This window comes from Vibrio sp. 10N.261.46.A3, from assembly GCF_041472995.1.
Taxonomy (GTDB): Bacteria; Pseudomonadota; Gammaproteobacteria; order Enterobacterales; family Vibrionaceae; genus Vibrio; species Vibrio coralliirubri.
Map to the genome: position 1 here is coordinate 1 of NZ_JBFRRH010000130.1, position 20,123 is coordinate 20,123.

Sequence of the window (20,123 nt, forward strand, 5' to 3'; positions counted from 1 at the left end):
TTTTAACTTTTAACTTTTAAAGAGTATCTCTGTCTTCTTGATGAGCACGCCCTCAGGCGTGCTTCTCATAAATCTCTAACTCAACTTCATTCGGCGCATATGCCGTTTTGAGTTCAATACGGTCGGGGAACTCAATGAAAACTACCTTTAGCTTTCGCCCATAATCTGTTTCTGCAATGAACCATTGTGTCGCAGGGTTCGTTTTGTGCTGCTCGCGAGTATCTTCTAAAAAACCTTTTTCTCGGTTCGAAAAACACTCTTCAACCTCAGAGATACTAACACTGTGCTTTACTTTAAGCTTAGCCTTAATACTCTGAGGGACTGTATCTTCTAAAGACAAAGCTACCTCCTTTTTAGTTCTAGTTAAAAGCTTTGAATATATACATTGTATATACAACAAAACGAAGTATATACCTTGTATATACAGAAAATCAAGACTAACTTTTCAGATACGGTATCAGATACATAACGCCGCGTTAAGTAGTGAGCAACGCCACCACGAAACCTAACCATACCACCGTAAACACAAAACCCAACGATAGCACTAAAAATGCCATGCGTTGGGAATGATCTTCACCCGATAAAATGGACACCCTATTATCTTTAACCCGTCGCTCCTTCATATTCATGCGGGGTTCGATATCCAAGACTTGAGTGCAGTCTATAACGGTTATAAAAATGCTGGATATAACCGGCAAGTTTATCTCTAAGCTGCTTCTCACTTTTAAAACTATTTTTCCTAATTATGTCGCCTTTGAGCGTATGGAAGAACGACTCCACCTCCGCATTATCAGTGCAATGACCTGGACGATTCATACTTGGGACAATTCCATTTTTTGATAATAAAGCTTGAACTTCATGGGCTCGATATTCAGAGCCTCTGTCGGTATGAAACAATAAGCGCTCTTGTGGCTTTCGATTTCTAATTGCCATTCTCAACGAACTCATCGTTAGCTGTGTACTCTTCTTACTACCAAGCGACCAACCGACGATTTTACGCGAGTAAAGATCGATAACGACCGCTAGGTACATCCAACGTTTACCTTGCTTTATATACGTTAGATCTCCAGACCATTGTTGATTAACTGCCGTTGGTTTTGGTGTGTCTTTTTTAATATTCTTAATCGATTGATAGAACCGATGTAGCTTGGCCATTTTCATGTAAATGCGATAACTTCGCGCTCTTAGCCCTTGCTCTCTCATGATCCGAGCCACACGCTTGCGGCTAACCAAAACTCCTTGCCGCCTCAGCTCTGCATGAACTCGTGGGCTGCCGTAAGTCTCTCGACTCTGGGTAAACACTTTAGTTATCCGCTTCTTCAAAGCCTGCTCTTCTTGATCGTAGCGGCTTGGCTCTCTATCAAGCCATGCGTAATAACCCGACTTAGAAACAGATAAAAAACGACACATCAATACAATGGAATAACGCGTTTTGTGATGGACTATGAATCGGAATTTTGTCGATTTTCTTGGGCAACGAATCGTTGCCACTTTTTTAGCAAGTCATTCTCGAGCTTAAGTTGTTCGTTCTGACGTTCAAGCTCTGCAATCCGACTAGACTCAGTTTTCTGACTCGGGATCTTAGTCCTTTTCTTACGTTTATCTTCCAAAATAACCCCTTCTCTATAGTCCTTTCGCCATTTAGAAAGCATATAAGGATGGATATCCAATGATAGCGCCACGCTTTTAACTGTAGCTCCTTCTCGAAGCGAAAGTCGGACGGCAGTTACCTTAAATTCCGTGAGATATTGTTGAGTTTTTTTACCTGATTTATAAGCTGGCATAAACACCTCCAATTACAATTGAAGGTGTCCACTAGATCGGGTCAACTACAGAATCTGTCTTAAACGCTTTGTTAGCATTTGACTGCCTACTTGGCGTGCATACCTTTAAGCTGAGGAAACTCAAATACTGGTAGTTCTTCATAATGTACATATGCGTTATACAAACTAATAGCTAGATTTGGAATGAAATTCGAAAAGTCAAAATATGCCTGTTTTTTTGATGTCTCATCATGCCAATATCGAATTTCAATAAAAGAGTTTGACCAACGCTGAATTTCTTTTTCAAAGGTATCTGTAGAAATATCACCAACGAGGTAAATATACATACGCCGCACCCAATTTTTCCTATCTTCAGGAAGAAGTTGGTACAACCCCCATAAACCATGATTTCTGCCAGGGTTTATACCCTGCTCTACCAATATCCCTTTAAAGAACAGTTCTGACGCAAAAGCGAAATTGACCATTGTTGGTGCTACCAAACGATTATTCTCTGTGCCTTTTGACACGGCAACACCTGCTAGCACAAATTCTTCCGCAGTATGCGTAGCGCCACCATGCATTTTTTCTATCGACATCTGACTGTATATTATCCTTTAGAATGCTAACAGCTATATTAGACAGAATAATTCTGCATTTTGCCCTTGAAAAAATTCTGTCTAGTCTCCAAGACTCGCTGCACTTAGCCCAATAACTCATTTAATAACATCATCTTACCTACTTATCTTCGTATCAAACATGACGAAAAGCAGAAATTTTTCATATAGTTTCGGCAAAATGCAGAAAACTCCCCAATATGTGAGTGAACAGCCAATTCAGACTATGAGTTGCCATAACTTAAGAGTCTTATTCTCAAACAAAAGCTCCGACATGATTGTCGGCGTTTACGCTATAGGTATGGATAAGTGAGAGGTAGTAACTACTTCGCCATGGTACTCAAAAACTCGGCTTCGAACTCTTCATCGGCTTCTCGGGTTAGGCACTCCACCAGCCAGTCGATGCTTTGATGGTCTAGCTTGCTGTTCACCACGAAGGCTTGCTTTACACCAGATTGACCCAGCTTGGCAGACCCGTAGTTCTTAAATGATTTGTTACCGTGGTAATGGAGTGATTTGATCGCCTCCGTGTTAGGTTCTGGTAAGGCATCGAGGGTGTTAGCCAGCTGAATCACCAACTCCATTGGGTTCTTAGATGATGAGATGCGATAAAGAAAACCTGGCACTTACCTCCCCCAGAAACATCCCCAAAAAAATATAAAAAACAGCCCTTTTTTTCTCATTTATCATCCAAAAGGTTCATTAAGAATCATTTTCAGTCCTAACTGGTACTTTTGTTCCCGCACTCACATGTTCAAGGAGAATTACCATGTTAGACAGTATTGAAGTATCGATAGATCAACTTACAGATCACCACTATTAAGAAAAGATGGTGAAGTTCATCGAGAAGAGTAAGACCGAAGCGAACAGTCACATAATGTTCAAGGTGTTCGGTAAAGCTAACGGTATAGACAAGGAGCTGCCATGTTTTCTTCAGCCACAAGATCCAAACTTTGAGTTGCCATCAAAAGAAGTATTAAACGAAGTGGTGAATCTCATTCTCAAGCGTGGCTACACAAAAGCAGACATCGGTGCATTCCTTGGCATGAGTTCGGAACGAAACAGAACACTAAACTATTGGCTAAAAGAAACATCAGAAAAGCAGATCAGCAAGAGCCATTGGCTCTGCCTCTCCCAACTCGCGGGTCTGACCTTCATCACGATGCTTCATGCAGAGAACCGAAATGAAACACTACATCTACCACATAGTAATCAAATCAGAAGTAGACAACGTTGACGTTGGTTACATTGGCGTGACGAAGGACTTCAACCGCAGGAAGGTGCAGCACTTCACTTCACTTCACTAGCAATGAAGGGACACATCAACTACAAACTGCAGGACTACTTTGAAGAACACAAAGACAACATCACCATGTACGTGTTCAAGGAGTTCGACACTGAAGAGAAAGCTTACAGATTTGAAGCGACACTACGCCCACATGCCAACATTGGTCTTAACATCGCATCAGGTGGTAAGAAGGAGTATCAGGAACGTTTCGAGCCTAAGAACTTCAGAGACGAACACAAGAGCAAAGGTTTCTTTGGTCGGGTCAGGACCATGCTAAAAGCGGCGAACCACAGCCTAGAGTCTTGGGCTGCTGAGTCAGTGCGACAAATGGAATACAAGAAAGCTCAAGCAGAAGAGGAAGAACGCGAAGCTAAGCCAACGATGACCTTCAAGAAGACAAACAAGTCTGTTCTAAAGGAAGTAGATCAACCTGCTGAAATGTTCGGCATACCCTTACCAAGAAGAACAGCTGAACCGCAGAATCGCAAGCCACTATCTGAAGCAGACCAGAAGGTGGTGAACGAGTGGCTAGGCAAACCATTCCCCTCACCGAACGGAAACAACGTAGCCAAAGCCCTAACAGACGAAGAAGCAAAAGCACTAACCAATATTTGGGCAGAGACACCCAAAAGGAAAGGTCATGCAAAGTAATCCAGCAAGAGACGTATTAGACCTCATCGAGAACGAAAGAGATCGGGAAGCCATCAACTACATCAATAACCCAATGAACTACATCAACCGTGGATTTGTTGTTGAGCTAGTCAAAGCGTTGATAGCCGAGCGAGAAGAGACTAACAAAGCTTACAGCGACAAAGCAAAGTCCATAGCAACAGCAACCAACCGAGTTCGTTCAGAGTTGGAACAAGAGCTAACGTCCTTAAAAGGCGAGAACGACACTCTAAGAAGCTCGCTGATTAGGCACGGTGCTGACCATGGGCTTTTGTCTAAATCGAATGAGGCACCAGTTACCACTGCTGGCAAACTAAATGCTGCTTACGGTCACTACGAGGATTGATTTTGAGAAAGGTAAACAAGCGAGATGAGATACCAACTCAGTTCTTAGAGCCCAAGCAAGCGCAAAGAAGGATTGAGAACTTCAACAAAAGAACGATTAAGCGCAACGTTCAAAAAGACATGAAAAAACTCAACGACTGGGTTCACTCGCTAAATGGAAAGAATGTGGACACCGAGAAATTTCTTAGCCGAATCTATGCCGTTGCCGACCTCTACATGCAAGAAGAAGTTTACCCAAGATCAGTATGCGCAAAAGGGTGTGCTCATTGCTGTACTGGCATTCTTGTCGAGGCGACCGCTATCGAAATATCGTACATCGAGGCAAAAGCCGATATAGACCTTGATATTAATTGGAGCGCGAAAAGCAGCGTGGGCTCGAATAGACCAACAGAGACCGAACATTGCTCTTTGCTTGATGCTCGCACAGCTACGTGTAAGGCGTACAAGCCAAGACCGTTACAGTGCCGCTTGTTCTCATCGTTTGACCATTATGAGTTGTGTGAAGACCCGCTTGGCGAACACTACACTCATAGAGCATCGTCCAGTCCATTCTGGAATTTAATGCTTGGTAATGTAGCACTCGCATCACACCAAGCCGCAGCCGAACGAGATATTACTGCTGTCGCTGATATGCGTGATTGGATCGCGCAAAAATAACATCCGAACGAAGAAGATATTTATGAGCAAGTTATTATTAGGTGCATCGTTGGGTGTATTGTTTTCTAGTCAGGTCTTGGCTAAAAATCCGGTAGACCTGCCGGTGACAGAAGCCGTTAGCGGCTCAATCAGTTGGGAAGTCGGGGATGCTAGCGCTTCGCTGTGGAGCACTTGTCGAATTGACGACAAAGGCGTGATGCATAAGGTTCTAGGATGCACATCAACCTTGGCAATGCACTACACGGGCGAGCCTGCCGAGGGAGTGAGAAGAGGACTTATCCAGAATAGCGCCTCACTCTACTTTGGCGATTATTCGGTTAGCTCCAATTCCGAAACATATCCCTACGAAATGCGAAAAATTGTGGCGTCCATGGCGGCTTCAGGCGCTCACGCCCCAGTGAAAATCACAACCTCACACATAAAGGGCATCGATGTGCCAACTGATTTTAAATCACACGATGTTAGGCTTTTAGACTTTAATAAGTCCCTGAAGCTTTCAGAGAAGTTAGCCAGAGAAGCGAGTCAATCCAAGGTGAACCAATACAACATGATGATAGGCACATTTACCATTCTTGCAGTGTTCGCCTTCTTTCTCTCTATCTGGTTCGTAAAGAACCGTGCTGCCCCAGAGGCTGCTAGGGTTATCTCTGACCAAAAACAGGCTATAAAAGAAAAGTCTGAAGAGCGATTGGTGGCGAAAATTGCCAAAGAAGAAAGCATTAGGCAGACAGTTCGCGAGAGCGTGTCGGAAGCAAACGAAGAGCAAGTAGCCGTCCTTAAGAAGCAAATCAAAGAAGCTCTAGATAAGGATGACACCAAAACTGCGACTGTACTAATGGGACTGTTAGAGCAAGCCAAGGGGACAAAAAATGAAAAGTAATATCAGCGAAGAGCTAGGTCTAGACCTGCTATCACTAACCCTAGAGCAACAACAAGAAGTCGCGAAGCTTTGCGATGTCGGCATGTGCTTTAAGGAAGCGCTTAATAAGGTGAAGAGAATTTAAGGCGGGGTTATGTCAGATTTTGAAGACGTATTTGGTGCAGGTGCTGACGCTTCGATGGTTATTGATGGCTTGAGTAGGCAGTCCATGAAGGATGCTGGCAGAGGATACCAACCGCCAAAACCAGCTCCAAAGAAGCCAACGGTCATTATGGGGTATAAGGTGACACTGGCGTTCTGTTCGTATCGATGCGCCATGGAGTTCTTGAAGGTTACGCTAGTGAAAGGCTCGGTGAAGACGCATAACTTCTATGGTGAGAAGCTGACGCTTTTGAACATCGTTATTCCGAGCGATGAGGCAGGAGCAAGGATGACCGAGGCTCTTAAGCTGTTCGATTGGGTTATCCATCGTGACACGGATAATGAAGGTTATCCCGTTAGAATGGGGGCATTAAGGCGCTGTGCGTGAGTGATAGCCGGATAAGGACTCTAAGTGAACAGAATTAAAAAAATGAAGACATACAACATCGATGTTTCGAAGCTATGCGTTCGGAACATTGAACAAGACGGCACTTGCAGCAAGCCGGTGAAAAGTACCAAACGCAAACCAGTTACAGTGGGCGAAATGCTTAAGGAAGAGTTCCTAGAGCCTATGGGGATCTCTAACACCTCTTTCGCTGAGAGGATTGGTGCTCACAGAAATGTTATTAGCGACCTTGTTGTTGAGAAAGCGGAGCTCACTACCCCACTAGTAATCAAGCTAGCAGTAGCCTTTGGTAATGGTGCTGACTTTTGGCTCAACATCCAACATGCGGTTGATTTGTGGGAGACTCGGAACAACGCCAAGCAAACTGCTAAAGGAATTAAGCCTTTTGAAGAGGTGGTTGAACTATCGCTAGCTTAAGCCTCAGATTAGCGGAAAACTTAAAGACCGCCATCGGGTGGTCTTTATTTTGCTCATTTCTGACTTCTCTTCGCGCTTGGCTACCCAAAATCAAAAGAGGTAGTCTCCCCGCTATCTAATTCGGCTTTAACGATGCTTACCTGCAGCACGAAATCATGGCTCGAGTCAGGATTATCTACTAGGCTCTCATCAAGCCTAACGCCTGTAGTCGCCTTCGCTCTGACTTCTCAATGATCTCTTTCATCAATGGTGTAGCCTCTCCTGATGATTGCAGAGCGCCCAATAGTTCGTCCCACTGGGGTTCTTTGATCTTAATATAGTCTCTGCAAAATGTAGAAAGTGACTCAATGTGTGAGTTAGTTGTCATCTTCTTCGTTGATTTCTTCGCCGCAGCCTAGGCATTTGGGTTCAATATCTGTAGGTAGCATGATGATTAAGCCGCAGTGTGGGTACAGGTCGCCTTGGTTATACATGGTCACTCCTAAGCAGTGCTGAATTCGCCAGTGTATGAGATAAGGAAGGTTTTCTTGCGTTGGCTAACTTAGACATCAACTTACCTCTACCTGAAAATTACAGAACGACATACCTGCGTGTAAGCATAATATGTGGAACTTGTCGTTTAATCAGTCAGTATTCCATACTCAAAAACAAAAACGCCGACAATCATGTCGGCGTTTACACTATAGGTATGGATAAGTGAGAGGTAGTAACTACTTCGCCATAGTGCTCAAAAACTCGGCTTCGAACTCTTCATCGGCTTCTCTTGTTAGGCACTCCACCAGCCAGTCGATACTTTGATGATCGAGCTTACTGTTCACCACAAAGGCTTGCTTTACACCAGACTGACCCAGCTTGGCAGAGCCGTAATTCTTGAACGATTTATTGCCGTGGTAATGGAGTGATTTGATCGCTTCTGCGTTAGGTTCTGGCAAGGCATCGAGGGTATTAGCAAGCTGAATCACCAACTCCATTGGGTTCTTGGATGATGAGATGCGATACAGAAAACCGCCCTCCACTCTTTGGCGCACCCAGTAATCAAAGCCGCTGCAATCCATCACCTTGTCACTGACCAGTGCGGCTTCGCTGCGATAGCCACACGGTTCAACCACCACTGGGGTATGTTTGAACTCTGGTTGGCCTGATGCGGCATCGGTATGAGGCAAGATCAAGTCACACGGTTTGCTGTCTTTGGCGGTTGGTGCGTTCCAGTGGATAGGCATGAAGACTTGTTCGCGGCGCATCTCTTTGGTCACCACTAAGCGCGCTTGGCATTCCCCTTGTGCGCTTCGCACTTTCACCACTGGATTAATAGTGGCGTGGTTGAAAACATCTAGCCCGAACTCATCCAAGTTCAGTTCTGAAACCGTATCTGGGTGCATCGCAACAAAAGGCTCTGGGGTGTGTTCACCTAAGCCTGCGGCCAAGCCTGTGCGGCTCATGGTGTGCCATTGGTCTCGGATTCGCCCTGTGTTCATGATTAGCGGAAATTCGACACTAGTATCGGCAATCGGCTTGTCGTGCTCGACTGCAATAAACTGCGCTTTGCCAGATTCTGTGAAGAACTCGCCATTGGTGAACATGCGTTGCTCAATGATCTCTGGTTGATACTCTAATACTGGCCATTGCTGTGGAGTGAGTTCGCCATAACCTTGCTCATCCAGTTGCGTGAGTCCAATTAAGCACAAGTCACGCGCTTTACCTGTTTCATTGCCGAGCGCTGTCATCTCGCAATATTCTTTGAAGATCTCACCTTCGTGGCGGAACTCGAACTGCTCGTTGAATCCCATTTTTTGTGCCACTTCTTTTAATATCCACCAATCGGGTTTGGCTTCCCCTGGGCTTGGTAACACACGGCGCTGGCGTGAGATTCGGCGCTCAGAGTTGGTTACGGTGCCCGATTTCTCGCTCCACCCTTGTGCTGGCAGCACCACATCGGCCAAGCGAGTGGTTTCAGTATCGGCAATACAATCAGACACCACCACAAATGGGCACTTCTCTAATGCCGCTTTGATCTTTTCGCTATCAGGCAGGCTCACAACAGGGTTGGTTGCCATAATCCACACCGCTTTGATTTTACCGTCGTTCATGGAATCAAACAGGTCAATCGCTTTTAAACCCGCATGTGTGGCTAAGCTGTCGGTTTGCCAGAACTCGCTCACCGTTTTGTGTGATTGCGGATCACCAAATTCAAAGTGCGCCGCTAAGGTATTGGCTAAACCGCCCACCTCACGCCCGCCCATCGCGTTTGGCTGGCCCGTTACAGAGAATGGCCCCATGCCCGGTTTGCCAATTTTCCCGGTCGCTAGATGGCAGTTAATAATGGCATTCACCTTGTCACACCCTTGTGTGGATTGGTTCACGCCTTGAGAATAAATGGTCAGCACCTTCTCATTCGATGCAAACAAACTGTAGAACTGTTTTAGCTGCTGCTCTGTTAACCCTGTGAGCTCAGGGACGCTTTTGTCGCCCCAGCCTGATTCGGTATAGCGATATTGAGTTGCAGAACGAATCGATTCAGTAAAGCCTTGAGTGTGGTGTTCTATGTAGTCTGAATCTAGCTTGTCGTTATCATCGAGGTAACCTAATAGACCATTGAACAACGCGACGTCTGAGCCTGATTCCAATGCCAAGTGAATGTCTGCGATTTCACAGGTGTCGGTATAACGCGGGTCGATGACGATAACTTTCAATTCAGGGTTGGCTTGTTTCGCGGCTCTTAATCTTTGGAAAAGTACCGGGTGACACCATGCTAGGTTCGAGCCTGTAATCACGACCAGATCAGCTTGCTCCAGATCTTCATAGCAAACCGGTACTGTGTCTGCGCCAAATGCACGCTTATGCCCAACCACAGTTGAAGCCATACATAGCCTAGAATTACTGTCGATGTTGCCACTGCCGATGAAGCCTTTCATCAGTTTATTGGCAACATAGTAGTCTTCGGTGAGCAGCTGACCAGACACATAGAACGCAACCGAATCGGCCCCATATTCTTCGATGGTTTGATTAAATTTGTCTGCGACCAACTGAGTGGCACTGTTCCAATCTAGCTCTTGTTTTTGCTCATTCTGAATATGAGCAGGCTGTGTAAGACGACCTAAAGGCGTGACGGTGTCGCCAAGCGCGATCCCTTTAGTACAAAGCTTTCCATAGTTTGATGGATGATCTTTATCACCACGTACTTCTAGTTTCCCTAGCGATGTCGGTCTCGCTTCTATTCCACACCCTACACCACAATAAGCACAGGTCGATTTTATCCAGCCGCTGTTTGAATCGGTCATCCGTTTCTCGCTCAATTATCCATAATTGTAATAACTGAAACCAAGCAAATAACACGCCACTTAATAGCAGCTGATGAATGGCAAATAATTTCATTTAAAAACAAAAGCTTAATAAAAACACAAATATCAACAACGAACCAATTAGAACTTAACCAAGGTAGAAACTTAATTTTTGCACCATCTTGCGGAAAGTTGCACCACAAATGCTCATTTATATAAATCTAACAAAAATTTTACATACCACTTTAGGGGTAATTGCGTGCTACCCCTACTTTTTAAATTACTGAAAATTATAAGTTAATTTTTATTTAAATGAACGAACCGTAATCTGGCACCCTCCTTGCTCCACTAAAAACCAAGACTTAGAAAAAACATTTTTGTTTTTCTTGATGATTATGAATTGAGTGGAATCTCAACCCGGTATTCATCTGCTAACGACTAGAAATTAGATGCTAGTGATGGTGACGCCGAGAATAAGGAATGGATTATGAGCAAGAAGAAAATCGTCGTTGTTGGTAACGGCATGGTTGGACACAAATTTATCGACAACATCCTGCAATCAGACAGTGATGAATTTGATGTGATTACTTTCAGTGAAGAACCAAGGCTGGCCTACGACCGTGTTCAGCTAACGGCTTACTTTAATGGTAAAAGCGCTGATGACCTGTCATTGACCAGTGAAGAGTATTACCAAAGCAACGGTGTGAACTACTTGTTGAACCAGAAGGTTGCCAAGCTAGACACCGCCAATCAACAAGTCATCACAGAAAGTGGTCATGTTGAAAGTTACGACAAGCTAATCTTGGCGACAGGCTCTTTCCCTTTTGTTCCCCCTATTCCCGGTAACGACCAAGAACACTGTCACGTTTATCGCACCATCGAAGACTTAGACGCCATCGAGCTTTCAAGCAAAGGCAGCAAATCTGGCGTGGTGATTGGTGGTGGTCTGCTTGGCTTAGAAGCCGCAAACGCAGTCAAAAACCTTGGCTTAGAAACCCATGTGGTTGAATTCGCGCCTCGCCTAATGGCCGTTCAATTAGATGACGGTGGCGGTGCCCTACTGCGCAGAAAAATTGAAGACCTTGGTGTGCAGGTTCATACCGAGAAAGCGACCTCTGAAATAGTCGACGGTGAAAACGCTCGTTACCGTATGAACTTCGCCGATGGCACCCATTTAGAAACCGATATGATCGTATTCTCTGCCGGTATTCGCCCTCAAGATGAGCTAGCAAGAAGCTCTGATGTCGAGATTGGCGAGCGTGGCGGTATTGTGATCAACAATCACTGTCAAACCAATATCGACAACGTCTACGCGATTGGTGAATGTGCCCTTTGGGACAACAAGATCTTCGGTTTAGTGGCGCCCGGTTATTCGATGGCAAAAATCGCGGCTTCGCATATTGTCTCCGGCGGTACGGACGACGCAGCATTTACAGGCGCTGACATGAGCACCAAACTCAAATTGCTTGGCGTCGATGTGGCCAGTATTGGTGAAGTACACGGCAAGACAGAAGGTGCTCAATCGTATACCTACAACGATGAAATCGAACAAGTTTATAAGCGCCTGATCATTTCGGCTGACGGCACAAAGATTGTTGGTGCTGTGTTAGTGGGGGATGCAGAAGCGTATGGTTCGCTACTGCAAATCAAGCAAAACGATATGCCCCTTCCTGAAAACCCATCGGTGTTGATTTTACCTAACGTGGCCGATGATTCTGGTTCGGCAATGGGTGTTGAAGCTCTGCCTGATAGCGCTGTGATCTGTTCATGTTTTGATGTGACCAAAGGCGATATTAAAGAGGCCGTTTCAGCTGGGTGCACCACGATGGCTGCACTGAAAGAAATCACTAACGCCTCGACTGGTTGTGGAGGTTGTTCTGCCCTTGCGAAACAGGTTCTCGATAGTGAGCTGAGTAACTTGGGTGTGGAAGTCTCTAACGATATCTGTGAGCACTTTGCTTATTCTCGTCAAGAGCTTACCGACATCATCCGCGTCAACAAAATCAAGACCTTCGATGAGCTGTTAGATTCTCACGGCAACGGATTGGGTTGTACTGTGTGTAAACCGGCAGTCGGTTCGATTCTGGCTTCGTACTGGAACGATTACATCCTTGAAGATCAACACATCGAACTGCAAGACACCAACGACATCTACCTTGGCAACATGCAAAAAGACGGCACTTACTCGGTGGTTCCGCGTATTGCTGGCGGTGAAATTACTCCAGATAAATTGATCGTGCTCGGTGAAGTCGCTAAAGAGTTCGACCTCTACACCAAAATCACGGGTGGTCAGCGTGTCGACTTGTTTGGCGCACAGCTTAACGAACTGCCTATCATCTGGAAAAAGCTGATTGATGCAGGTTTTGAAACGGGCCACGCCTACGGTAAATCGGTTCGTACCGTGAAATCGTGTGTCGGTAGCACTTGGTGTCGATACGGTGTCGACGACAGTGTTGGCTTAGCGATTCGACTTGAGAACCGCTACAAAGGCCTACGTTCACCACACAAGATCAAGTTTGCGGTTTCAGGCTGTACTCGTGAATGTGCAGAAGCCCAATCGAAAGACATTGGTGTTATCGCCACCGACAAAGGTTGGAACCTTTACATCTGTGGTAACGGCGGTATGCGCCCTCGCCATGCAGACCTATTCGCCACTGATTTGGACGAAACCACACTCCTTAAATACATCGACCGCGTTTTGATGTTCTACACACGTACCGCAGACCGCCTACAGCGTACATCGGTATGGATGGAGAACCTCGAAGGCGGCATTGAATACCTCAAACAAGTCGTGATTGAAGACAAGCTCAACGTAGCTGAAGAACTCGAAGCGGACATCGCACTCAACATCGAGAAGTACCAGTGTGAATGGAAAACCACCATTGAAAACCCTGAGAAGATGAAGCGCTTCCAGCACTACATCAACAGTGAAGAAATGGACACTAGCCTCTCTTTCATCAAAGAGCGAGAGCAACGTTTTCCTAAACCAAGCTTGAGTGATGCTTCGAATTCAAAACGCGATGAAAAGCTCGCTAAAGCAGACCAAATCGAAGTGACTGAGGTTTCATAAATTTCATCAGGTTCATCAGGTTCATCAACAAAAAAATAAAAACTCAATTTTAGACTAGGAGAAAGTCATGGAAAATTGGACAACCGTATGCAGCACCAGCGATCTAACCCCAAACGGGGGAATTTGCGCCAAAGTAGACGATAACCAAGTGGCTATTTTTTACTGCAAGCGCAGCGACACGCTTTATGGGCTCTCTAATTACGACCCTATCGGCAAGGCGAATGTGATGTCACGTGGTATAATTGGTTCATTAAGCGGAGAACCTTATGTGGCCTCACCCTTATACAAGCAGCATTACCACTTAGAAACTGGCGAATGTCTTGAACAGCCTGAGCTCAAGCTCGTGAAATTTGAAGTTCGCAAGCAAGGAGAACAAGTTCAAGTTCTCGCACCACTTGCTATCGCCAGTTAACTAAAACGCCGACACCATGATGCAAACGCTTATTGGCGTGCGCAATTTCGGCACAGGGTTTATGCACATTAAAGCGTTCGAAGTTCGGAAGTAACGCAGATGCACAAACCGGGTAATTTTCCAGATTTAAAGGATTTAAACCATGGATAACACTAAATTTTCGCTGCTTTCATTTACGGGTAAGATGAAGGTCTTACACCTAAGCTGGATGGCCTTTTTCATTACCTTTGTTGTGTGGTTCAACTTTGCCCCACTACTGCAAATGGTAAAAACCACGCTTGGTCTTTCTACTGAAGAGATCAAAACCCTCCTGATCCTCAACGTTGCATTGACCATTCCGGCACGTGTCGCAATAGGCATGCTAACCGATAGATACGGCCCAAGGTTGGTCTACTCTTCGCTACTCGCGGTCTGTTCTATCCCTTGTTTCATGTTTGCTCTGGCAGACTCTTTCATTCAAGCAGCAATCGCTCGTTTCCTACTGGGCTTCATTGGTGCAGGTTTCGTTGTCGGTATTCGTCTTGTGTCTGAATGGTTCCCACACAATGAACTGGGTACTGCAGAAGGTATTTACGGCGGCTGGGGTAACTTCGGTTCAGCAGCAGCGGCGTTCACACTTCCAACTCTCGCTCTAGCGTTTGGTGGTGAAGACGGCTGGCGTTATGCGGTTGGTATTACTGGCGTAATGAGCTTAGCGTTCTCGTTTATCTTCTACAAAAACGTATCAGATACACCAAAAGGTTCAACTTACTTCAAGCCTGCTCAAGTAACAGCAATGGAAGTGACATCAAAGGGTGACTTTTTCTTCCTACTTATTATGAAGATCCCTATGTATGCCGCTTTAGCGCTACTGACTTGGAAGCTATCACCAAGCAACATCAACATGTTGTCTGACATGGCGGTTTACTCTGTGTATGCAGGTTTAGCAGCACTTTACGTGTACGAAGTGTCGCAAGTTTGGAAAGTAAACAAGAACGTATTTAAAGAAGAAGTACCAGAGATTCACCAGTACAAGTTCAAGCAAGTTGCGGTACTTAACGTATTGTACTTCGCAACATTTGGTTCTGAACTAGCTGTGGTTTCAATGCTGCCACTGTTCTTCTCTGAAACCTTTGAATTAACACCGGTTCTTGCAGGTATGGTTGCATCGGCTTATGCCTTTATGAACCTAATGTCTCGCCCAGGTGGTGGTTGGATTTCAGATAAATTCGGTCGTAAACCAACACTGCTTATTCTAACGATTGGTCTTGCTGTGGGTTACTTTGCAATGGGTCAAGTAGACAGCACATGGCCGGTATGGCTAGCGGTTGTCGCGGCGATGGCGTGTTCTTTCTTCGTGCAAGCGGGTGAAGGTGCGGTATTCGCAACGGTTCCTCTAATCAAGCGTCGTATGACAGGTCAGATTGCAGGTATGACGGGGGCTTACGGTAACGTGGGTGCGGTAGTTTACCTAACTGTGTTGTCATTCGTGAGCTACCAAACGTTCTTCTTAGTGATTGCTGCAACAGCGGTGCTTGGCTTTGTGACTCTACTGTTCATGGAAGAGCCTAACGGTCAAATCGCCGAAGTAAACGACGATGGCAGTGTCACGCTGATTAATGTTTCAAGCTAGTCTCAGTACTAGGAAGCATTGATATTATTGAATCGGGAGAAGCACCTTAGCGGATACATCAATGCTAGGTGCTTCGTTCAAAGGCTCTAAGTTCACTAGGGCTTTTGTTCTTCCTAGGATGTTCTGTCAAGGAAGCGGGAAGAAGAGCAGTTAAGAAGAAGACCAGTTATGACAATTTCATTCAGCCAAGGGCAAGTCATCACGCCAGAATCCAACAACCAGTTAACGCTTAAGTTTGGTGGTTATTCGAATCAAGGCGTACGAGATGAAAACCAAGATGCCATCATTGTAAAACACCCCAAAACTCGTGCAGAACAAGAGTTAAAAGGCAGTGTTGCCTGCGTAGCAGACGGCGCGAGTTGCAGTGAACACGGCCAGAAAGCCAGTCACACCAGCGTGATGCAGTTTATCGACGACTATTACGCCACGCCACAAAGCTGGAGTATTCAACGTTCGGCGCAAAAGGTCTTAACGTCCCTCAATTCTTGGCTCTTCAACACGTCTGTTTCTAATATTCATCCCGCACAACAAGTGAACCACAATGCCCTCGTTTCGACGTTCAGCAGCGTGATATTAAAATCAAACACCGCACATATCTTCCACGTTGGCGACAGTCGCATTTACTTACTAAGAGATGGTGAATTACGCCAACTGACCCGCGACCACACGCGTAAAATTATGGGACAAAAGCATTATTTAACACGCGCCTTAGGCATGGACAACCAACTCAACGTTGACTATCAAACCTTGCCTATCAAGAAAAACGACTGCTTTATCCTGACATCTGATGGCGTGCATGAGTTTGTCTCTCCCAACACCTTCAAAGAACACATCGATAAACCCGGAGCGGATTTCGAATACGCAGCGCAAACCATCTGTAACACCGCTTTAAGCCACAATAGCTCAGACAACGTGAGCTGCTTGATTGTGCAAGTCAGCCATCTGCCTAAACCTTCGCTGATTGAATTCCATGAGAAGCTGGCTAAACGGGCAATCCCACCCGCTTTAAAGCTCGGGCAAAGTATCGACAACTTCATGGTGCTTGAGGTGTTGTATGCAGGATCTAGAAGCCATGTGTATCGTGTGATGCAAAAAGAGACACAGACCGAGTTCGTGCTGAAAGTGCCTTCGGTTCAATACCACGATAGTCCTGCCCAACTAAGAACTTTCTTCAACGAACAATGGGCTGGCATCTTGCTCAACAATAAGAAGGTAATGAAGGTCTACCCTACGCCAGAGAACTCGCAATTCTTATATCAAATCTGTGAGTGGGTAGAAGGCATCACGCTAAGACAATGGATGTACGACAATCCAAAACCGCCACTCAATGAAGTACGCGACATACTAGAAAAAATCACACAAGGCATTCGGGTATTACAACGTGCAGACATGGTGCACCGAGACTTAAAGCCCGAGAACATCATGATTCAACGTGATGGTGAGGTAAAAATCATCGACCTTGGTGCGGTATTAGTGAGAGGCCTTGAAGAGGGAGAGCTCACCGACAAAGACGACACTCCATTAGGCGCGGTCAATTACATTGCACCCGAGACCATCAAGCACAACAGCGCGACCACCAGCTCGGATCTGTTCTCTATCGCCGTGATCGGCTATGAGATGCTAACCGGTGGATTGCCCTACTCTGAAATGACAGCACAATCGCTTAAACAATCTCGTCACCATCAATGGGAATACCAACCCATCACACAGAAACGAGCGGACTTACCCAGTTGGGTGGATTTGGTGTTACAAAAAGCCTGCGCGGAATCACCAAGCGAACGTCATCAAGTGTTGGGGGATTTTGTAGCAGATCTTTACACACCAAACCAAAGCTTGGTGAAAAGCAAAGCCAAGCAACCTTTAATAAACCGAAACCCGATCCAGTTTTGGAAAGTGTTGGCCTTGTTGCTCGGCATTGTTGCCATTGTAGAAATGGGCTTATTGCTGAGTTCTAGTTAATTACAGGTTCGAATTAAAACCAAGTGCGGGTTAAATCTAAGCTCGAGTTAAACCCAAGTTCGAGCTAAACGCGAGGGTTCTAGATAATTGTAACGCTCGAGCTAGCCTCGTTTTACTAAACTTCTTGGCACTAGCTCAATACCAGCTTGGTAACGTTTAGCTGACGCGTTCAAAGCAAGTGCAAAGGCGCTGTCTGCAATCACTTCGAATTGCTGTGGCAGTGAATGGACTTTAAAAGGTAAGAAATCCAATAAACGATTATCACCAAAGGTTGCCAGCTTTACTTGGCTGATCAGTTCTGGCTTTTCGACCATCACATCCAGTACACCTTCTAATAAGGTGTAAGACATAGTGACAATCGCATCGGGCACTGTGCCTTTGGCAATCCAACCCTCAAAAATCTCACGCCCTGATTCTCGGTCAAAGTGCTCACCATAACCCACAACCATCGGCTTGTTGTCTGTTAGTCTTGTTTGTTGAGTATGTGCTTTATTCGCCGCTTCAAAACCCAACTGGCGTTCACGTGAAATGTTCAGATCAGGCAGTGCACCAATCAAACCAACACTATGAATACTGTCATCAAGAATCGAATGCGTCAGTTCAAATGCAGCTTCGAAATCTTCACTGATCACACAGGCAAAATGTTCATCGTCTAACGGACGGTCAATCGCGATGACTGGCGTGCCTGAGTTTTGCAACTTCAAGTAGAACTCATTGGCGTCTGGCATTGAGCTCGCCACCAGCAAGGCATCAATACGACGGCTTACCAAGGCTTCAGCGACCTTTCGCTCGGTTTCAGCGTCATCATCTGAGCAACCAATCAAAATTTGATAGCCCACTTTACGTGAGTTCTGCTCTATCAATTTTGCTAAACGCGCGTAACTGCTGTTTTCCAGATCAGGAATAATCAAACCAAATGAACGGCTATTACCAGCGCGCAACGACGAAGCAGCATGGTCTGGTCGGTAGTTATACTCTTCCACCACTGCCATTACTTTCTGCTGTGTCTTTTCACTGATTCTGTATTTCTGCGCCTTGCCGTTGATGACATAACTGGCCGTGGTTTTCGATACTCCAGCCAATTTAGCAATTTCATCAAGTGTCATATGGGTGACCTGTATTTTGTGCGTAGGATCATATAACCAATCTTCTGATCCTTGGATTAGTTGAATTATATGCTGAATCGATTCAGTATAAAAGCTGAAAGGATTCAGCAAAATCTGAAAAGTGACTTCAATCATCCTTTTGAATGGATTGAGCGTCATTTGTCGTGATTCAGCTTCTTGTTGTTAACGAAACTGGAGTTACGACACGCAGCAAAACTATTTTGAAAACCAAAATCGGCTTTGCTGAATTTTTTTACACTGAATGCTGAACCGATTCAGCAAGCATAAAGCAAAGGGCAAATATTGCTCTAGACTGAATCGTAGCGATACACAAATTCTCAAGCGATACGCTAAAGAGGCACCATGCTTAAATTATCAAAATCTGACATCACTCTAGGCCAAGCTGCCGAAGACAAATTCAAAGCAATCCAAAACATTGCTGGCGACCTAACCGCGAAAGGTTTAGTTGACTCTGGTTACGTTGAAGGAATGCTGAACCGTGAAAACCAGAACTCTACGTTCCTAGGTAACGGCATCGCGATTCCTCACGGAACGACGGATACTCGTGGCCTAGTGAAAGAGACAGGCGTTGCAGTACACCACTTCCCTGAAGGTATTGATTGGGCAGACGGCAACCGTGTTTACGTTGCGATTGGTATTGCAGCTAAATCTGACGAGCACTTAGGCATTCTTAAGCAACTGACCAAAGTTCTAGCGGCTGACGGTGTTGAAGAGAAATTAAAGCAAGCGAAATCAGAAGACGAAATCATCGCCCTACTTAACGGCGAAGTTCAGCTAGAAGCCGACCTAGACGCTTCTTTAGTTCAGCTACTGTTCCCTGCAAGCGACATGATTCAAATGTCTGCAGTTGCGGGCGGCCTACTTAAAAACACAGGTTGCACAGACAACGCATTCGTTGCCGATCTAGTAACGAAAACACCGACTCACCTAGGCCAAGGCCTGTGGTTGTTGGGCAGCGATAAAGGCGTAACTCGCACTGGCGTATCTTTCGTTTCAACAGCGAATCATTGTGAATTCGAAGGCACACCAGTGAAAGCATTGGTGGCATTTGCAGCTTGCAACAGCGCACACCAATCGATTCTAGCAAACCTAAGCAAGATGGTTTTCGAAGGTAAACAGCAACAACTGTTAACCGCTGACGCAGAGCAAGTAATCGGCCTTCTAAAAGGTGAAGCGGTTTCTACAGCTTCTCAAGACGATGACAACTGCGCAGTATTCAAAATCAAAAACGCACACGGCCTACACGCTCGTCCGGGTGCAATGCTAGTCGCTGAAGCGAAGAAGTTTGAATCAACAATCCGCGTGTCAAACCTAGATGGCGACGGAAAAGAAGTGAACGCGAAGAGCTTGATGAAAGTGATCGCGCTTGGCGTTAAACACGGCCACCAACTTCAGTTTGTTGCTGAAGGTGATGACGCAACACAAGCACTTGAATCGATTGGCAAAGCTATCGCTTCAGGCCTTGGCGAAGGTTAAGGAGTCGAT

General features: G+C 45.5%; 18 protein-coding genes and 1 pseudogene. 13 read left to right on the top strand and 6 right to left on the bottom strand.

Features of this window, described 5'->3' with window-relative positions; translation table 11 throughout:
• Window positions 1-52: 52 nt before the first annotated feature.
• From AB4484_RS24275 to AB4484_RS24290, 4 genes and pseudogenes are all read right to left on the bottom strand, one after another.
• Window positions 53-340 (bottom strand): hypothetical protein, encoded by a 288-nt coding sequence (locus AB4484_RS24275; protein ID WP_372080777.1) that lies wholly within the window; start codon window positions 338-340, stop codon window positions 53-55.
• Between the two features lie 263 nt (window positions 341-603).
• Window positions 604-1,784, bottom strand: a protein-coding gene (locus tag AB4484_RS24280; RefSeq protein WP_372080779.1) for an IS3 family transposase whose coding sequence is annotated in 2 segments (ribosomal slippage) — window positions 604-1,499 and window positions 1,499-1,784 — 1,182 coding nt in all. Because the reading frame shifts where the segments join, the coding sequence is not laid out codon by codon here.
• Window positions 1,785-1,870: 86 nt separating this feature from the next.
• Window positions 1,871-2,359, bottom strand: coding sequence for a hypothetical protein (locus AB4484_RS24285; protein ID WP_048612027.1), 489 nt, complete (start codon window positions 2,357-2,359; stop codon window positions 1,871-1,873).
• A 341-nt stretch (window positions 2,360-2,700) separates the two neighbouring features.
• Window positions 2,701-2,997, bottom strand: a pseudogene (locus tag AB4484_RS24290) (nitrate reductase); the annotation flags it as partial.
• Between the two features lie 209 nt (window positions 2,998-3,206).
• On the opposite strand from AB4484_RS24290, the gene AB4484_RS24295 reads away from it, so the two are divergent.
• From AB4484_RS24295 to AB4484_RS24330, 8 genes are all read left to right on the top strand, one after another.
• Window positions 3,207-3,614 carry a hypothetical protein gene (locus AB4484_RS24295; protein ID WP_372080781.1) on the top strand — a complete coding sequence of 136 codons (408 nt, stop codon included), beginning with the start codon at window positions 3,207-3,209 and terminating at the stop codon, window positions 3,612-3,614.
• Window positions 3,615-3,686: 72 nt separating this feature from the next.
• Window positions 3,687-4,316, top strand: a complete 630-nt coding sequence (locus tag AB4484_RS24300) for a hypothetical protein (protein WP_372080783.1) — start codon at window positions 3,687-3,689, stop codon at window positions 4,314-4,316.
• Window positions 4,306-4,680 carry a hypothetical protein gene (locus tag AB4484_RS24305; RefSeq protein ID WP_372080785.1) on the top strand — a complete coding sequence of 125 codons (375 nt, stop codon included), beginning with the start codon at window positions 4,306-4,308 and terminating at the stop codon, window positions 4,678-4,680. The genes AB4484_RS24300 and AB4484_RS24305 overlap by 11 nt, the downstream gene beginning before the upstream one ends.
• 2 nt (window positions 4,681-4,682) lie before the next feature.
• Window positions 4,683-5,336: a YkgJ family cysteine cluster protein gene (locus tag AB4484_RS24310; RefSeq protein WP_372080787.1), complete on the top strand. Its 654-nt coding sequence runs from the start codon at window positions 4,683-4,685 to the stop codon at window positions 5,334-5,336.
• A 22-nt stretch (window positions 5,337-5,358) separates the two neighbouring features.
• Window positions 5,359-6,216 carry a hypothetical protein gene (locus AB4484_RS24315; protein ID WP_372080789.1) on the top strand — a complete coding sequence of 286 codons (858 nt, stop codon included), beginning with the start codon at window positions 5,359-5,361 and terminating at the stop codon, window positions 6,214-6,216.
• Complete coding sequence (locus AB4484_RS24320; protein WP_372080790.1) at window positions 6,206-6,340, top strand: hypothetical protein; 135 nt, start codon at window positions 6,206-6,208, stop codon at window positions 6,338-6,340. Before AB4484_RS24315 ends, AB4484_RS24320 begins: the two co-directional genes overlap by 11 nt.
• A 9-nt stretch (window positions 6,341-6,349) precedes the next feature.
• A complete protein-coding gene (locus AB4484_RS24325) occupies window positions 6,350-6,745 on the top strand; it encodes a hypothetical protein (protein WP_372080791.1) in 396 nt (131 codons plus the stop codon).
• A 117-nt stretch (window positions 6,746-6,862) separates the two neighbouring features.
• Window positions 6,863-7,180, top strand: a complete 318-nt coding sequence (locus AB4484_RS24330) for a HigA family addiction module antitoxin (RefSeq protein WP_372080808.1) — start codon at window positions 6,863-6,865, stop codon at window positions 7,178-7,180.
• 710 nt (window positions 7,181-7,890) lie between these two features.
• Here AB4484_RS24330 and AB4484_RS24335 read toward each other — a convergent pair.
• Window positions 7,891-10,473 (bottom strand): molybdopterin oxidoreductase family protein, encoded by a 2,583-nt coding sequence (locus AB4484_RS24335; protein WP_372080792.1) that lies wholly within the window; start codon window positions 10,471-10,473, stop codon window positions 7,891-7,893.
• 472 nt (window positions 10,474-10,945) lie between these two features.
• Here AB4484_RS24335 and nirB point away from each other — a divergent pair, with 472 nt between their 5' ends.
• The 4 genes from nirB (at window position 10,946) to AB4484_RS24355 (ending at window position 17,511) form a co-directional block, all read left to right on the top strand.
• Complete coding sequence (gene nirB / locus AB4484_RS24340; RefSeq protein WP_372080793.1) at window positions 10,946-13,528, top strand: nitrite reductase large subunit NirB; 2,583 nt, start codon at window positions 10,946-10,948, stop codon at window positions 13,526-13,528.
• Between the two features lie 67 nt (window positions 13,529-13,595).
• Entirely contained in the window at window positions 13,596-13,940 is a 345-nt protein-coding gene (nirD, locus tag AB4484_RS24345; protein ID WP_012600889.1) for a nitrite reductase small subunit NirD, read from the top strand.
• A gap of 142 nt (window positions 13,941-14,082) precedes the next feature.
• Window positions 14,083-15,552 (top strand): NarK family nitrate/nitrite MFS transporter, encoded by a 1,470-nt coding sequence (locus AB4484_RS24350; RefSeq protein WP_017060867.1) that lies wholly within the window; start codon window positions 14,083-14,085, stop codon window positions 15,550-15,552.
• A 168-nt stretch (window positions 15,553-15,720) separates the two neighbouring features.
• Window positions 15,721-17,511 carry a protein kinase domain-containing protein gene (locus AB4484_RS24355; protein WP_372080794.1) on the top strand — a complete coding sequence of 597 codons (1,791 nt, stop codon included), beginning with the start codon at window positions 15,721-15,723 and terminating at the stop codon, window positions 17,509-17,511.
• Window positions 17,512-17,612: 101 nt separating this feature from the next.
• Here AB4484_RS24355 and cra read toward each other — a convergent pair whose 3' ends face one another.
• The gene (gene cra, locus AB4484_RS24360; protein WP_102428344.1) at window positions 17,613-18,617 is read right to left on the bottom strand and encodes a catabolite repressor/activator; all 1,005 of its coding nucleotides are present in this window, start codon (window positions 18,615-18,617) and stop codon (window positions 17,613-17,615) included.
• 363 nt (window positions 18,618-18,980) lie between these two features.
• On the opposite strand from cra, the gene fruB reads away from it, so the two are divergent.
• Window positions 18,981-20,114, top strand: coding sequence for a fused PTS fructose transporter subunit IIA/HPr protein (gene fruB, locus AB4484_RS24365; protein WP_372080795.1), 1,134 nt, complete (start codon window positions 18,981-18,983; stop codon window positions 20,112-20,114).
• Window positions 20,115-20,123: the final 9 nt, after the last annotated feature.

Coding starts and splice junctions, on each gene's coding strand:
- nirB (WP_372080793.1), top strand. CDS start 10,946: ATGAGCAAGAAGAAAATCGTCGTTGTTGGTAACGGCATGGTTGGACAC.
- AB4484_RS24285 (WP_048612027.1), bottom strand. CDS start 2,359: ATGTCGATAGAAAAAATGCATGGTGGCGCTACGCATACTGCGGAAGAA.
- fruB (WP_372080795.1), top strand. CDS start 18,981: ATGCTTAAATTATCAAAATCTGACATCACTCTAGGCCAAGCTGCCGAA.
- AB4484_RS24300 (WP_372080783.1), top strand. CDS start 3,687: ATGAAGGGACACATCAACTACAAACTGCAGGACTACTTTGAAGAACAC.
- cra (WP_102428344.1), bottom strand. CDS start 18,617: ATGACACTTGATGAAATTGCTAAATTGGCTGGAGTATCGAAAACCACG.
- AB4484_RS24355 (WP_372080794.1), top strand. CDS start 15,721: ATGACAATTTCATTCAGCCAAGGGCAAGTCATCACGCCAGAATCCAAC.
- AB4484_RS24350 (WP_017060867.1), top strand. CDS start 14,083: ATGGATAACACTAAATTTTCGCTGCTTTCATTTACGGGTAAGATGAAG.
- AB4484_RS24320 (WP_372080790.1), top strand. CDS start 6,206: ATGAAAAGTAATATCAGCGAAGAGCTAGGTCTAGACCTGCTATCACTA.
- AB4484_RS24305 (WP_372080785.1), top strand. CDS start 4,306: ATGCAAAGTAATCCAGCAAGAGACGTATTAGACCTCATCGAGAACGAA.
- AB4484_RS24295 (WP_372080781.1), top strand. CDS start 3,207: ATGGTGAAGTTCATCGAGAAGAGTAAGACCGAAGCGAACAGTCACATA.
- nirD (WP_012600889.1), top strand. CDS start 13,596: ATGGAAAATTGGACAACCGTATGCAGCACCAGCGATCTAACCCCAAAC.
- AB4484_RS24325 (WP_372080791.1), top strand. CDS start 6,350: ATGTCAGATTTTGAAGACGTATTTGGTGCAGGTGCTGACGCTTCGATG.
- AB4484_RS24315 (WP_372080789.1), top strand. CDS start 5,359: ATGAGCAAGTTATTATTAGGTGCATCGTTGGGTGTATTGTTTTCTAGT.